This window comes from Candidatus Firestonebacteria bacterium RIFOXYD2_FULL_39_29 (genome assembly GCA_001778375.1).
In the GTDB taxonomy this organism is placed as follows: Bacteria; Oederibacteriota; D2-FULL-39-29; order D2-FULL-39-29; family D2-FULL-39-29; genus D2-FULL-39-29.
The window spans coordinates 1-14,645 of record MFGV01000061.1; the positions used below are offsets into that span (position 1 = coordinate 1).

The following is a 14,645-nucleotide window of genomic DNA, read 5'->3' on the forward strand; positions in this document are numbered from 1 at the left end:
GGTACAGACCTTTAATAAAAAAAGGCTTTAAATAAGGGAAATGAGTCTAAATATGCCTAATTCAGCGGAACTTGGGCTAAAGACGAAAATCAGAGACAGTGGAGGATATTTAAAAAAAATACCGCCGGCTTTGGGCAAAACCGGCGGTATTTTCATTTATATTAATATGTTGTAAACGAGACACCTTTGGTGTCTGTTGCGGTGCTGTTAGCAAACACGCTGCCAACATAAGTCGCACCTGCAGTAGTCACATACGCCCATCCCACTCCGGGAGCTGACGGAATGTCAGCTGCTAAAGTTACATCTGATACATTTCCCAGCTGATTTGCCTTTGCAGGCGGAATCGGATAAAGGTAGCTGGTAAAACCTGTAGACAAGTCTGCCGGCCAAACGCCTTCCTTTTCCGAGTAGTAAATCGAAATAGCGGAACGGATAGCTGACAGGTTGCCTTTTGTTGCGCCTTCCCTGGATTTGTCAAGCATCTGCGCGAATCTGGGAATCGCAACAGCCGCAAGGATCCCGATGATCGCAACAACAATCATCAGTTCAATCAGGGTAAACCCTCTTTTATTTTTTTGCATTTGATATCACCTCTCTTTTGCGGAATACCGCATTTCTTCACTTCTATCTATTATTAAAGCAAAAAATATGCCAGTGAAGCAGAAAATAGAAAGTCGAGAATCGAGAGTTGAGAAAGGTATAAATGATTATATATAAAAAGAGGAATCGTAATACTTGAGCGTTATCAGACGCTTATGGCAAACATTTTAAAAGAAGGACTTCAGGGTAAGAGTGCCTGAAATGCAGGGCAAGAACGCCCATTCAGGAGGCTTAGAGGTTCGGAGGTTTGGATGCGCGGTAAGAACAAAACCGAATATTCTTTTCTTTATAGCCGGCTCTTTGGCGGAGAACCGCAAAAAGACTTTTCGAAAATAGAAAATCGAGAATAGACCGCTATCGCTCCATAAAATTGCAAGCAATTTTATGCCGGGGGGCGGAATCGAACCGCCATGGCCTTGCGACCGAGGGATTTTAAGTCCCTTGTGTCTACCTATTTCACCACCCCGGCAACTATTATTCTATATGGTTTTCATTTTTTATCTCATTGCATTTCTTGTCTAACTGCCAGATTTCTGCCATCTTGACTCTGTTTTTCAGCCCACAAATTGTCGCCCACAACTATTACCGTATATTAAATACTATTTCTGGGTTTAATAAATATTCTTCTAAGTCTATTATTTTATGATTTTCTATATGCTCTTTTGTGGAGGAAATAACCAGTGATATTGCTTTTTCATGCCTGTCTTTGAATATATTTAATCCTGAAAGGTCTTTTATCTTCTTTCCGGATTTTACTTCAATTGCAATAAGCTTATCCCCGTATTTTACAATGTAATCTACCTCGTAATCCCTTTCCCGCCAATAAAATATTTCTGCTCCTTTTTCTTTGCACAGGCTATAAAGCACTGAGCCTACGGCGTTCTCCACAAGATGCCCCCAATGCTCAGTATCTTGTGTTGCGGCTTTATAATCCCGGCCAGACAAAACATTTGCTATTGAGTTGTCAAAGAGCACTATTTTCGGGATAGAACCTTTTTGTTTAATTTTGCTTCCACTGTATCTTTCCAGAGAAGTTACCATAAATGCACTCGACAGTACGTTTATGTATGATGCCACAGTCGTTGTGTTCCCTGCATCGTTCAGTTGGCCGATCATCTTCTGATAGCTTACTATTTGAGCCGGATGAGACGCGCACAACCCGAAAACCTGCCTCAATAGCGCAGGTTTGCTGATACTAGACATAAGCAATACGTCTTTTGATATTACAGTTTCTATTATTGAATCTCTTACATATGCGGACCATCTTTCCTGATCCTTATAAAATGTTAATGCCTTGGGGTATCCTCCAAAATACAAGTACTGTTTCAAGCTTAACCCAAAACACTCACTGCATTCGCGATACGACCAATGATGGTGCTTGTGTAATTCAAATCTCCCGGCTAAACTCTCGGTTAAGCCCTTCTGCATTAACAGTGATGACGAACCCAGTATTATTACCTTAATTTTATTTCCATTTTTATTATCATAATCAATGTTTCTTTTTACCGCATTACTCCATTTCTCTATTTTATGAATTTCGTCTATTACAAGTAATACACGCTTTTTGTTTTTAAGCAGGTTTCTTGCTTCCGCCCAGCATTCGTCAATCCATTTTTCCTCCGGGATAACCGGCGCATCCGCAGTCTTATAAATACTGTGTTCTTTCATTGCTGCGCATAACTGCAATACCAGTGTTGTTTTCCCGATCTGCCTCGGTCCGACAATCGCCTGTATTAGCCACGAATTGTCTGCTATTCTTTTAGCCAGCTTGGTATATAGTTCTTTTCTTACATATCTTATCATTTCGGATTATAACATTTTATCGTTTTTGGTGTCAACAATTTACTCAATGCTTTGAGCAAATTGTATTAAGCATCTAGGTGTCATGGGGACATCAGAGCCCACTGACCTGCTCATATTCGTTGCTTTCGTTATTTCGCCTACAAACCCCGAAGCATCCTTAACTTTGATATAATCTTTCCATTCCTTCCCGCTTATATCAAAGTATCCTCTTATTCCGGTTATACTTATTTCCCCACTTACCGGCATTTGTCAATATTAAACGTCGCTGTCCCCTAAGTATGTTAATTTCGGTTGTCCCTATTACTTCTTTAATATTTCCCTCTATTATATTCTCAATGTTTTTTTCAATTCTGGTGTCAAATAATACAGCAACAATACTAACAACTAACATCAATAAAGCAACACTAATAAATCCCATGATTAGTTTTTGAATTAATCTCATTCTACACCTCCAAATTTTAATGTTAGTCTTTCAATTAAGGCATATTTGGCTGAATCCTTTGTCATTTATATGGAAAGCGACAGAACAGCTATTTAAGCTTTTAAGTCCCTTGTGTCTACCTATTTCACCACCCCGGCGTAAATTTTGTAAAGCAAAATTTACAGAGCAATTGAGCAATCGATAGTCGAAATTAGACCAAGGTAAGGCCAATTGCGATCCATTTTCGATTTTCTATTTTCAAGAACTCTTTCTATAAAAGGTCTTACCAATATACAATAAATCCCTTAAAAAGTCGATAGTTTTCACGTTAAATTGCCTTTTAACTCTTTTCTTCGGAAGTATAATCGTATTTTCCATGGCATTCAATATCAAAATAATATCCGGAGAGACCCAGCGCATTAATAATATTGAAAATAAGATCCCTTGCTTTTTTACAATCCTCGTTTGATCCAGGGTTATCTGACAATCCTTCTTTTGTCTCGAATACATCCGCAATATAACCTTCATCAGCAGGATTAGGATAAGTTATTACATACCCGTTACTGTGCTCTTCAATTTGAACAACAGATAAAGGTTTAGCGTATTTTTTCTCTACTTTTTTAACTTTTTTTTCCTTCATAAACCTCCTTTAAACCGCAAAAACACTTAGCAGGCTGCTGAAAAACTAAAATAATGGACTTTAAGCAGCCTGATACCTCGCCATTTGCTCTCGAATGGCGGGTAAAATGATAAAAATTGCAGCTGAAAAAATCTTAAAAAGAGTTTTTCAGCAATCTGTTAGCATAAATAATTCAAGAAATTCCTTTCATTGCCTGATAATACGCTGAAAACAGGAGATTAAATATAAAGGAATGTTGAGCAATCCCTGATCTTTCTTGAATCCCGACATCGAAGCGCGCACGGCAATCGAGGGTTTATATAAATCACGGTAGGATCTAAGACTTTTTGCTTTAAGGTTTTCTTCTGCTTTAACTTCGAACGGGATAACTTTACCCTCCGACTGAACTATGAAATCAACTTCAGCCAAACCTTTTTCTGCAGTCCAATAGGAAATATGAATATCTTTAAGTGTTTTAAGTTCCTGAAAAACATACTGTTCAGAAAGAGCACCCTTAAATTCCGTAAAGATCCTATTACCTTCAAGCAGACTCTTCGCATCTAGCCCGCACAAGGCTCCGAGCAATCCCACATCAGAAATGTAAAGTTTAAATATCGAGTTATCCTCGTAAGCTTTTAAGGGAATACCGGGTTTTCTTATCCTTTTTACTCCCGAGCTCAGACCGTAATCACTCAGCCAGGTTAAAGCAGTTTCATACTCTTTAGCTCTTGCACCGTGACGGATAAGCCCATAAATAAATTTATGATTTTCCTTTGATAACTGGGCAGGTATGGAGTTCCACAGCATGCGTAGTCTTGGAACAACACCCGCCGGAATGTGCTTTGAAAAATCCTGTTCATACGCCAGCAGTATATTCTTTTGTATCTGTCTTGTTTTTTCATAACTCCCGGTATTAATAAACTCTGCAACCGCTTCCGGCATGCCGCCTGTAAAATAATAATTGCGCAAGAGCTCAATATATTTATCGCTAAATGCATTTGTAAGACCAAAATCACCGGCATCAACCGGACCCAGAAGTTTTTCTTTTTCTGCAGCTCTGATAAATTCAAAATAACTCATCGGGAAAAGTTCAAGGAATTCTACTTTTCCGACAGGAAACGAAGCACCGCTATGAAGGGCTATTCCAAGTTGACTTCCTGCGGCAACTATCATATATTCCGGGGCGTTTTCGTTGAAATATTTTAGCGAGGAGATGGCAGAGGCACACTCCTGGATTTCATCCAGTATAATCAGTGTGTTTTCCGGGTTAATATTAACTCCGGATTCCAGTTCGAGTCCGCTTATTATATGCTTGATGTCATAATCTCCGGAAAAAAGTTTCTGCATTCTTGAATTATTGTCAAAGTTTATATAGGAAAAGCTATTAAAGTGGGTTTTTCCAAACTCTTTCATAAGCCAGGTTTTACCGGATTGACGGACACCCCTGATTATTAAAGGCTTACGGCCCGTCTTTTTTTTCCATTCTAAAAGCTCCTTCATTGCTGATCTTTTCATTTCGACCTCCATCTTCACCCATAAAGCTTTATTGATACAACATTTTACACCACAAATCACACTTTTTCAATTGAATAAATGTATTAATTAACACTTTTTCAAGCGAATAAGAGTACTGCAATGCGCGAATGTATGACGATAAACTGATATTAATGAGTTTATAACATTTATAAGGAAATTGTAGCCGTAATACTTTAATGTGAGAAATGTTATTTTAACTCGACTGACGTAGAAACAGGCTCTCAATAATGGCATATTTGCGTTTATCTCTATGTCTATCTTCCCCATCTTCTTTATGAATCTTTTCAGATCGGAGATGTAATAGACTTTGATATTCTTGGTCTGCCAGTCCTTAATCAAGGTTTCATCGGGATAGTAAATATACTCTATGTCCGAATTCTGCAACAATCTGTCTTTTTCCTGTTCTACCAGGATAAGAGGCATCCACCAGCCGATAATTACTACGGACTTTTCCTTTATGGTCTTATTGTGTTCCAGAATCTTTCGGGTAACACTAAGATTGTTTTCCCGTCTGGACTGTTCGTAGAAGATAGGGCCTTTTGCCGGGTCAATAAATACCATGTTCGCGCCGGCGTTAAATTCTACAAGGATTTTGGAGCAGGTCATTGTATCGGTCAACTCATAGTATCTGTCGAAATTTAAGAAAAAGGAAGAGGCAATAGGGTAACAGATATCTTGAAAGATGCGAATGCACAATGAAATATTTTAAATTATTACTGACATATCTCGATTAAAATACTTGAAGCAAATGTTTTCATTCATTTCACAACTGCTATTTGCGGCGTTTTCCTGTTTTTCCGTAGAATTGCTTTTTAATATCGGCTGTTTTTTCCATATTCCTTCTTGAAAACTTTTTCAGCTGTTCGTCAAAATCTTTATCTTCATTTATCGCCGTTCCGGTCCTTCCAAACAACCGGGAAGGTCTTATTTCTTCCGTTGAAGAAAGCGCCAAAGAATCTGTTTTCTCAAGAGCCTTCAAAGACAAAGAAATCTTTCCTTCCTCATTTATACCAATTACCTTCACCATTAATTCTTGTCCGACACTTAGATGGTCTTTGATATTTCCGATAAAACCCGTTTTAAATTCCGAAACATGAAGCAGTCCGCTTTTACCTTCAGGAAGGGCAACAAATGCGCCGTAAGATAAAAGTTTTTCTATATTTCCAAAAAGTATGTCCCCATTTTTTATTGTCATAGCCCCTTAAAAAAAGTATGAGTGGAGCTTTTATCCCCACTCATACGGTTAAATAACTGATCAATTACTTTTTTAATAATTCTTTTGCTTTGTCAACCGCGCTCGCAGCATCAGGCGCATAGCCCGAAGCTCCTATTTCATCCGCATAAGCCTGAGTAACCGGAGCGCCGCCGATCATTACTTTCGCAGTAACACCTGCTTTTTTCAGTTCTTCAATAGCCGATTTCATGGCTACCATGGTAGTGGTAAGAAGCGCTGACATAGCAATAACGGATGCTTTGCTTTCTTTCGTCGCATTAATAAACTTTTCCGGAGACGCATCAATACCAACGTCAACAACCTTAAAACCCGCGCCTTCAAGCATCATTCCTACAAGATTCTTACCAATATCATGCAAGTCGCCTTTTACGGTACCCAGAACAACCACCCCGAGAGGTTGAACACCTGCAGTTGCAAGCAGGGGTTTTAATATTTCCATACCTGCTTTCATAGCTCTCGCTGCAATAAGAACTTCCGGGACATAGACCTCATTCTTTTTGAATCTTTCTCCGATAAAACCCATCCCGACAATAAGACCTTTTTGAAGAATATCGCTGGCAGTAACCTTTTCGTTTACTGCTTTTTGTACCAGCTCCTTCACTTTTGGTGCCTGCCCTTTTATTACTGCGTCAGAAATTTCCTTAAAGTCTGCCATCGAATATTCCCCCTTTTCTTACTTTAATACCCAAACAACAGGTATCATATTTTTTCTTCTTTGTAAAAATCAGACTATTTCTTCAATGATGCTTTTCAATTTTACTTTAAATATTTTTGATAGTCAATTGTATTCTTATATCCAGGCAGTCAGTTCCGGATATAAACACTCTTTCCAAGCATAATACTTGGAAATTCATTCATTTTATTCTATTTTCAAAGCCCCTCCGTTATTTCCAAACCGAGTAAAACATAACGGCTTTTTTAATATCCTCAGGTAATTCTGCTTCAAATTCCACTCTTTTTCCTGTAACAGGATGAGTAAAGCTTAAGAAAAAGCAGTGTAATGCTTGTCTGTCAATATTTGCGTCTTTTTTTCCGTAGACAGCATCACCTACAACGGGATGTTTGATATGCGCCAGATGAACTCTTATCTGATGCGTTCTGCCTGTTTTTATTTTTATTTCAAGTAAGGCTGTTTTTTCATATTGTTCCAGGACTTTGTATTCTGTATAGGCATCTCTGGCTTTTTTTGTCTTTACTCCGATTTTTTTCCTGTCTGACTCGCTTCTTCCGATCGGAACATCAATATACCCGCTTTTTATTTCAAAATTCCCCCATACCAGAGCCTTATAGATTTTGTCAACTTTCCTATCTTTAAATTGTTTGGAAATTGTTCTATGCGCATAGTCATTCTTTGCGGCAACTATCACTCCGGAAGTGTCCTTATCCAGCCTGTGTACCAGCCCCGGGCGGACGACTCCTCCTTCTTTTGATAATTTATTACAATGAAAGAGCAGGGCATTGACTAAAGTGCCGTCAGGCACTCCTGCCGCAGGATGAACCACCATTTTCGCCGGTTTATTGACAACTACGATATCATTATCTTCATATATAATATCAAGTGAGATGTTTTGCGGGATAAGATCCAAAGGTACGGGTTTTGGGATATTAATAACAACGGTATCATTTTCTTTAAGCTTGTAACTTGGTTTTACCGGTTTGCCGTTTACCAGAACAGTTCCCGCTGAAATCCAGCGCCCGGTTGCAGCCCTGGAATTATTGCTCCGCTTTGCAGCTATTATATCCACCCTTTTTCCTGTTTCATTTTTTTCTGTTTCAAAAACAATATTTTGCATCAGGTGTTTTTTGCTTTAAAACGCCTGTAAAAAATAACGCCTGCGAGAACAGCAAAAAGGCTTATAAATTGCGAGACCGAGAGCAGATTAAAGAATACAGGACCTCTTTCATCTCCTCTTAAAAACTCTATTAAAAACCTTACTGTTCCATACATTACTAAATATAAAGCAAATATCTCCCCTTTAAATTTAGGCTTTCTATATGTAAGAAAGAAAAAGACGGCTAAAACTGCAGCTGATTCTATCAGTTGTGTCGGAATGCGGGGTTCTCTGATATCCTTAAAGACAATCCCAAATATATTACTCTCCCTGCCATAGCAGCACCCCCTCATAAAACAACCCAGCCTGCCTATCGCCTGCCCGAGAGCTACCGCCGGAATTATAATATCCCCGACAAGCAAAGCGTCAAGTTTTTGCCTTTTTACATACCAGAAATAAAAGAGTACTCCTCCGATAAGTGCCCCGTAAAACACCAAACCCCCTTCCCAGATTTTAAGTATCTCTCCCGGAGACTTCATATAATATTTTGACTCGGTCAACACATATAGAATCCTGGCCCCTATTATGCCCGCCAGAAAAGTATAAATATTTATATCCATTATTTTTTCGGGCAGAATTCCGGCTGCTTTGGCACGGCGTCCCGCGATATAAGTAGCGGCTAAAAATCCTATGGCTACAAATAAACCGTAAGAGTATATGGTCAAAGAACCTATTTTAAAAAGTTCAGGATACATTTTGTTCCTTTTTAGAGCCTGTCATGAAATGTATTATAAGCAGACAAACCCCTGTCGAAATTGCAGCATCGGCAATATTGAATACCGCGAATTTGTACCGGGCATTTATCCCCAATTCAATAAAATCCCTGACTTGACCCTGAAAAGTGATCCTGTCAATCAGATTTCCCACTGCACCGCCTATAATAAGAGAAAAAGAAAGCCGGGCAAGAACACCCTCTACAAGTATTTTCTTAAAGTAATAGAAGACAAACCCGAGAAAACAAAAACCAATGATAAGAAAAAAAGGTATACGGATTCTCGCATCCAAATCCGAAAGCATACCGAAAGCAGCGCCTTTGTTCATAATATAGGTAATACGAAAAATCTCTCCAATTACAGAAATGGATTCGTTTAAATACATGCGGTGCTGCACAAAATATTTTACCGCCTGATCAAGTAAAATAACCCCTGTTATTACAAAGTAAATCCACATAAAGTCAGTATTGCTTAGTCTCCTTGAGAACCGTCACGCATCTTTCACATAGAGAGGCATGCGCGCTGTCTTTTCCCACTGTAGCGCTGAAATTCCAGCACCTTTCACATTTAACACCATCCGCCTTTTTTACTTCTACAAGGTTCTTATCCGCTTTTATAACTTCCACCTGCGAAACTATGAAAATACCCGGCAATTCTTTTTCATATTGTTTATAAAGCATAAAATCCCCGTCAGAAGCCGTATTTACAACAACTTTTGCTTCATACGGATGACCGATTACTTTTGTATTCCTGAGAACCTCAAGCAGTTTCAGAGTTTCCGATCGAAGCGCTATTATTTTTTCATACTTTGTTTTTATCTCATTGTTTATATACTTTTCGGAAACCACAGGCCAATCAGAAGCATGCACACTTTTCTCAGGCACGCCTATTTTTCTGAGTTCCTGCCATATCTCTTCAGAAGTATAAACAAGGACCGGCGCCGTCATTTTAGTCAACGCCGTCAGTATTCTATACATAACAAATTGAGAACCTTTTCGGATAATAGAATCAGAAGCATTCACATAAAGGCGGTCTTTTAGAATATCCATATAAAAAGAGCTTAAATCTACCACACAAAAATTATAGATTGCCTGATAGAATTTATAAAATTCATATTCATCATAATGTCCGGTTGATTCTTTTATTACTTCTTCCAGCCGGTGAAGCATATATTTATCCAGATCTGTAAGCTGCTCATAGGAGGGATCTTTTTCCCCCGGCCTGTAATCATAAAGATTGGAGATTAAGTATCTCGCCGTATTTCTTATTTTCCTGTAGGCATCCATAAGCCTGGCAAGTATCTCATCCGAAAAACGGATATCATCGGTGTAATCAGAAGCCGCCACCCAGAGGCGGACTATATCAGCGCCGTATTTTTTGCAGGCCTCTTCCCCCGTAATTAAATTACCGAGGGATTTTGACATTTTTTTGCCTTCACCGTCCACGACATAACCGTGAGTTAAAACATTTTTAAAAGAAGGCTTGCCTTCCAGTGCCATCGCAGTAATGAGCGAAACCTGAAACCATCCTCGATGCTGATCCGAACCTTCAAGATACATCTCGCAAGGCCAGTCAAGCTTCGGGTTATTTTTTAAAACTGCAAAATGAGAACAGGAAGAGTCAAACCAGACATCCAGGATATTTGTGTCTTTTTTAAACTCCGAACTTCCGCATTTTTTGCAGGTATATTTTTCCGGAAGGAATTCCGATGTTTCACGGGAGAACCACGCTTCGCTCCCTTCTTTTCCTATAATGCCGGTAATTTTGCTCAATACCCCTTCTTCAAGAACCGGTTCAAAGCATTTTTCGCAGTATATAACAGGGATTGGAACGCCCCAATATCGCTGTCTCGAAAGACACCAGTCAGGCCGGCTTTCAAGCATGCCTTTCAGCCTGTTTTCCCCTACAGCCGGATACCATTTTACGCCCCCGGCAGCAGCAATCATCTTCTTTCTCAGATCTTTATGTTCAACATTCAAAAACCATTGTTCCGTCGTTCTGAAAATAACAGGCTTTCTGCAGCGCCAGCAATGAGGGTAGGAGTGGATTATCTTTTCTTCATAGAGCAAGACCCCTTTCTCTTTTAAAAGTTCAATCACCAGAGGATCCGCCTCAAATACTTTCTTTCCTTCAAAAAGCTTAACCTCTGAGGTAAATCTGCCGGCATCATCAAGCGGGCTAAGCGGGGCTATACCGTATTTTTTTGCAATAAAAAAGTCATCTTCTCCGTGTCCGGGAGCCGTATGCACGCAGCCTGTACCGTCCTGATCCGTAACATGCCCGCCAAGTATCACAAGACCTTCCCACCCCATAAACGGATGAAAGTATTTAAGCTTTTCCAGAACTGCGCCTTTAACACCTGTTTTTACCACGGTAAAACCGGTAATTTTTGCTTTTTCCAGAACTGTATTTACAAGATTGGCGGCAAGAATTATATATTCATCTTTTATTTTTACAACGGCATAATCAATATCAGGATTAAGACAAATAGCCAGATTGGACGGAAGCGTCCAAGGGGTAGTTGTCCAGATAAGTAAACTTACTTTTTTCCCGTCAGTTTCCGGACAGATATTTTTAATATTATTTTTAAGAAGAAATTTAACATAAACTGTCGGGGAAGTTTCATCTGCATATTCCACTTCAGCATCTGCCAGAGCTGTTTTGTGCGTCATGCACCAGAGTACGGGTCTCAGGCCTTTGTAAATATAACCTTCTTTTACAAGGCGCGCAAAGGTTCCGACGATAGCCGCTTCGTAATTATGATCCAGAGACAAGTAAGGCTTTTCCCATTCTCCGAGTATTCCCAGCCGCTTAAACTGTTTTTTCTGAATTTCGACATACTTTAAGGCATAATCACGGCAAGCTCCTCTGAATTTCAGCAAGCCCTCTTTGGTGTGTTCAATTTTATGTTTTTCCGTTACTTTATGTTCAATAGGCATACCATGACAGTCCCAACCGGGAATGTAGGGAGAGTCAAAACCTTTCATAGTTTTATATTTTATCACCATATCTTTCAGTACTTTATTTAAAGCAGTACCGACATGAATATCGCCGTTAGCATAAGGCGGCCCGTCATGCAGGATAAACTTTTCATTCCCCGCTCTTTTTTCGCGTATCAGTTCGTAAAGTTTTTCCTTATCCCAGATATCAAGTATTACCGGCTCCCTCTGAGGCAGCCCGGCTTTCATGGGAAAAGAAGTATTTGGAAGATTTATTGTTTTACTGTAATCCATAATTATTCGCCTTTAAAAGGATTTATTGTTTCCGGAAGGTCAGCTATTTATTCAGATATACCAGTAATCTTTTCATTGCAACATCAACCTCTACAGTCATTACTTTTATTTTGCGCTGGAAATAGTTATAAGCTATTACACAGGGAATTGCGACCACCAGACCGCCGGCAGTTGCAACAAGAGCTTCCGCAATACCTTTTGCAACTATAGTCGGTCCGCCTGAACCTGATTTTGCCAGATCTTGGAATGCTTTAATAATTCCGACTACTGTACCAAAGAGTCCGATAAAAGGAGAAGCATTACCAAGCGTTCCGAGAATGCCAAGCCAGCTGTCCATTTTTACTCTTTCTTCCATCTTCTTAGATTCCATCAGTTCGCCTATATCAGCTTTATCCTTCTTCCTGTTTATTATTCCCACTCTTATTACATTTGATATTGGAACAGGATTTTTATCGCAATGTGTTATAGCTTCATCGTAGGCATTCTTTTCAATAAACAACTCTATTTTTTCCATAAACTTGCTTGTATCAATACTGCACTTTCTAATGTACCACCATCTTTCGATAAAAGCAGTAACCGCCAGGACAGAACAAAGCAGTAATATAACAAGCGTAAAACTTGATTTAAATATCTCTAAAAAATCTATATTCATCTAGCGCCTCCAAACATACAATTTACCCCTGATTTTACCATATTATATACGCTTTTTGCAAATACTCTTTAATTCTCTAATTTCCTAATGTGAAAGCAAAGTAAAGTATATTTATCACCGCGCAAAAAAGAAACCGTCAACCGGCAAGATAATCTATATGCAGGAACAATTTAAAGAAGCAGTTAATTATGGAAGACATAATACCTAAATTGCAACGTTTCAATCCAAGAGCCCGCGAGGAGCGCAACACCTGGTTTGCAGGGTTTACCCCGGGATAACGTGTTTAATCATTTCCTGTTGATTTCTTTAATATTTTTGCCAGATTTTTAAAAGGTGCGTTAATACTGACATCACCTTTATATTTTGAACCTTTTGTCGTCCTTCTTCTCAGTTTTTGAGTCAGCTCTCCCGCTATTCCTCCGCCTACGGACCCTCCCCGGTTCCGCAGGGAAGCCATCAAAGCTATATAACATTCCTTGCAGCCGTAGTATTTTCTAAGTCTTACTGGAGCTTCCCATTCATGTCCGCTTTTACATTTCCACCAGACTTTTTTTGAGAAGCTCAGGGTTACATCTTTTGGAGTTAATTTTACATTTTTTACAGGATGCCATTCTTTTGCAAGTTCAGGCTTTACTGTAGCAAGGCAATTATCGTCACAAACTTTCCTATTCTCACAATACGGGCATTTGACCCCTTTATTTCTTTTCTGTACTGACATTTCATAAACATGGCCTTTACTGCAAATCCACCATACTTTATGCTGAGATACCGGTGAAACCTCATAAGGTGTAAAACTGTTATTCTTAGAAGGATGCCATTCCCGAACCAACAGGGGATTCAAGACCTGAAGACTTGCCTCCCTCGCTATTTTATACCCCGAACAATAAGGACAACCCGATCCCTTACTCCTGCTGGAAACTGCAGCATTCCATTCATGGCCTTTTTTACATTTCCACCAGACTTTGCTGCTAGACGCGGATGTCAAATCACAAGGAGTTAATTCCCCGTTTTTTGTCGGATGCCATTCTTTTGCCAGCCCTGGGTTCAATACGGCAAGAGAAGTCTCAGGACTTGCTTTAAAGTGTGAACAATATGGACATCCGGCACCGGCATTTCTACTGGCAATTACTGCTTTCCAGACATGCTTAGACTTGCAAATCCACCAGACTTTTCTTCTGCCAGCCCCCGGAGGCACATCATAAGGGGTCAATTCTCCATTTTTAACAGGATGCCATTCTTTTGCCAGCTTTGGATTTACAGCGGCAAGGCAATTGTTCTTATCAATTTTCTGATTACAACAGTAAGGACAACCGCGCCCAAGAGAGGTTCTATTGGCTATTCTCGCATTCCATTCATGCCCTTTGCTGCATTTCCACCAGGCTTTTAATACTATTTTTGAGCTGACCTCAAAAGGAGTCAGTTTACCATTTTTTCTGGGATGCCATTCTCCGGCTATTTCCGGATATAAAAGCGCGAGGCTTCTTTCTTTGGAAAACTTATTTCCGCTGCAATATGGACAGCCTCTTCCTCCAATACTTCTATCACCTACATTTGTCTGCCATTCATGCCCGTTTTCACAGGACCACCACACCTTTCTGTTGGAACCATTCACAACATCACGCGGAGTCAAGCTTCCATTTTTTACAGGATGCCATTCTTTTGCCAGCTTACCGTTTTTTGCCGCAAGAGAATTCTCTTTGCAAACCCTGTGACCGCTGCAATACGGACAGCCATCCCCTCTGCGCCGATGAGATATCGTATCTTCCCAGGCATGCCCTTTCACGCATTTCCACCAGACTTTCCGGCCGCTTCCCGGAGTAATATCACGGGGAGTCAGTTTACCGTTTTTTACAGGATGCCATTCTTTTGCCAGCTTTGGATATTTTATTTTCAGACTACGTGTTTTGATAGTTTTACGGTTCATTTTCTTTTTCCTTTTTTATGAAACACCCAGTTATATGTAGCTTATTATTACTACTTTTACAGAAAAATATAAAGTTGT

General features: G+C 39.6%; 14 protein-coding genes and 1 tRNA gene. All 15 read right to left on the minus strand.

Going from position 1 to position 14,645, the window contains the following annotated elements:
- Nucleotides 1-161: 161 nt before the first annotated feature.
- Entirely contained in the window at nucleotides 162-581 is a 420-nt protein-coding gene (locus A2536_06480) for a hypothetical protein (protein OGF45515.1), read from the minus strand.
- Nucleotides 582-985: 404 nt separating this feature from the next.
- Nucleotides 986-1,069, minus strand: a tRNA-Leu gene (locus A2536_06485).
- 113 nt (nucleotides 1,070-1,182) lie between these two features.
- Nucleotides 1,183-2,403, minus strand: coding sequence for a hypothetical protein (locus tag A2536_06490; GenBank protein OGF45516.1), 1,221 nt, complete (start codon nucleotides 2,401-2,403; stop codon nucleotides 1,183-1,185).
- Between the two features lie 196 nt (nucleotides 2,404-2,599).
- Nucleotides 2,600-2,845: a hypothetical protein gene (locus tag A2536_06495; protein OGF45517.1), complete on the minus strand. Its 246-nt coding sequence runs from the start codon at nucleotides 2,843-2,845 to the stop codon at nucleotides 2,600-2,602.
- Between the two features lie 319 nt (nucleotides 2,846-3,164).
- Nucleotides 3,165-3,464 carry a hypothetical protein gene (locus tag A2536_06500; GenBank protein ID OGF45518.1) on the minus strand — a complete coding sequence of 100 codons (300 nt, stop codon included), beginning with the start codon at nucleotides 3,462-3,464 and terminating at the stop codon, nucleotides 3,165-3,167.
- A 186-nt stretch (nucleotides 3,465-3,650) separates the two neighbouring features.
- Nucleotides 3,651-4,958, minus strand: a complete 1,308-nt coding sequence (locus A2536_06505; protein ID OGF45519.1) for an ATPase — start codon at nucleotides 4,956-4,958, stop codon at nucleotides 3,651-3,653.
- An 87-nt stretch (nucleotides 4,959-5,045) separates the two neighbouring features.
- Nucleotides 5,046-5,585, minus strand: a complete 540-nt coding sequence (locus A2536_06510; protein OGF45520.1) for a hypothetical protein — start codon at nucleotides 5,583-5,585, stop codon at nucleotides 5,046-5,048.
- A gap of 166 nt (nucleotides 5,586-5,751) precedes the next feature.
- Nucleotides 5,752-6,174: a hypothetical protein gene (locus tag A2536_06515; protein OGF45521.1), complete on the minus strand. Its 423-nt coding sequence runs from the start codon at nucleotides 6,172-6,174 to the stop codon at nucleotides 5,752-5,754.
- A 64-nt stretch (nucleotides 6,175-6,238) separates the two neighbouring features.
- Nucleotides 6,239-6,868 carry a methyltransferase gene (locus A2536_06520; GenBank protein OGF45522.1) on the minus strand — a complete coding sequence of 210 codons (630 nt, stop codon included), beginning with the start codon at nucleotides 6,866-6,868 and terminating at the stop codon, nucleotides 6,239-6,241.
- A 229-nt stretch (nucleotides 6,869-7,097) separates the two neighbouring features.
- Complete coding sequence (locus tag A2536_06525) at nucleotides 7,098-8,006, minus strand: RNA pseudouridine synthase (protein OGF45523.1); 909 nt, start codon at nucleotides 8,004-8,006, stop codon at nucleotides 7,098-7,100.
- Nucleotides 8,006-8,740: a prolipoprotein diacylglyceryl transferase gene (locus A2536_06530; protein ID OGF45524.1), complete on the minus strand. Its 735-nt coding sequence runs from the start codon at nucleotides 8,738-8,740 to the stop codon at nucleotides 8,006-8,008. The genes A2536_06525 and A2536_06530 overlap by 1 nt, the downstream gene beginning before the upstream one ends.
- Nucleotides 8,730-9,215: a signal peptidase II gene (locus A2536_06535; protein ID OGF45525.1), complete on the minus strand. Its 486-nt coding sequence runs from the start codon at nucleotides 9,213-9,215 to the stop codon at nucleotides 8,730-8,732. The genes A2536_06530 and A2536_06535 overlap by 11 nt, the downstream gene beginning before the upstream one ends.
- A 4-nt stretch (nucleotides 9,216-9,219) precedes the next feature.
- Nucleotides 9,220-11,991 (minus strand): isoleucine--tRNA ligase, encoded by a 2,772-nt coding sequence (locus A2536_06540; protein OGF45526.1) that lies wholly within the window; start codon nucleotides 11,989-11,991, stop codon nucleotides 9,220-9,222.
- A 43-nt stretch (nucleotides 11,992-12,034) separates the two neighbouring features.
- A complete protein-coding gene (locus A2536_06545) occupies nucleotides 12,035-12,643 on the minus strand; it encodes a hypothetical protein (protein OGF45527.1) in 609 nt (202 codons plus the stop codon).
- A 283-nt stretch (nucleotides 12,644-12,926) separates the two neighbouring features.
- Entirely contained in the window at nucleotides 12,927-14,567 is a 1,641-nt protein-coding gene (locus A2536_06550; GenBank protein ID OGF45528.1) for a hypothetical protein, read from the minus strand.
- Nucleotides 14,568-14,645: the final 78 nt, after the last annotated feature.

Bases quoted from the DNA above. Each gene is read 5' to 3' on its own strand.
- A2536_06495 (OGF45517.1), bottom strand. From the start codon at position 2,845: ATGAGATTAATTCAAAAACTAATCATGGGATTTATTAGTGTTGCTTTA.
- A2536_06505 (OGF45519.1), bottom strand. From the start codon at position 4,958: ATGAAAAGATCAGCAATGAAGGAGCTTTTAGAATGGAAAAAAAAGACG.
- A2536_06535 (OGF45525.1), bottom strand. From the start codon at position 9,215: ATGTGGATTTACTTTGTAATAACAGGGGTTATTTTACTTGATCAGGCG.
- A2536_06545 (OGF45527.1), bottom strand. From the start codon at position 12,643: ATGAATATAGATTTTTTAGAGATATTTAAATCAAGTTTTACGCTTGTT.
- A2536_06515 (OGF45521.1), bottom strand. From the start codon at position 6,174: ATGACAATAAAAAATGGGGACATACTTTTTGGAAATATAGAAAAACTT.
- A2536_06540 (OGF45526.1), bottom strand. From the start codon at position 11,991: ATGGATTACAGTAAAACAATAAATCTTCCAAATACTTCTTTTCCCATG.
- A2536_06520 (OGF45522.1), bottom strand. From the start codon at position 6,868: ATGGCAGACTTTAAGGAAATTTCTGACGCAGTAATAAAAGGGCAGGCA.
- A2536_06525 (OGF45523.1), bottom strand. From the start codon at position 8,006: ATGCAAAATATTGTTTTTGAAACAGAAAAAAATGAAACAGGAAAAAGG.
- A2536_06510 (OGF45520.1), bottom strand. From the start codon at position 5,585: ATGACCTGCTCCAAAATCCTTGTAGAATTTAACGCCGGCGCGAACATG.
- A2536_06480 (OGF45515.1), bottom strand. From the start codon at position 581: ATGCAAAAAAATAAAAGAGGGTTTACCCTGATTGAACTGATGATTGTT.
- A2536_06530 (OGF45524.1), bottom strand. From the start codon at position 8,740: ATGTATCCTGAACTTTTTAAAATAGGTTCTTTGACCATATACTCTTAC.
- A2536_06550 (OGF45528.1), bottom strand. From the start codon at position 14,567: ATGAACCGTAAAACTATCAAAACACGTAGTCTGAAAATAAAATATCCA.
- A2536_06500 (OGF45518.1), bottom strand. From the start codon at position 3,464: ATGAAGGAAAAAAAAGTTAAAAAAGTAGAGAAAAAATACGCTAAACCT.
- A2536_06490 (OGF45516.1), bottom strand. From the start codon at position 2,403: ATGATAAGATATGTAAGAAAAGAACTATATACCAAGCTGGCTAAAAGA.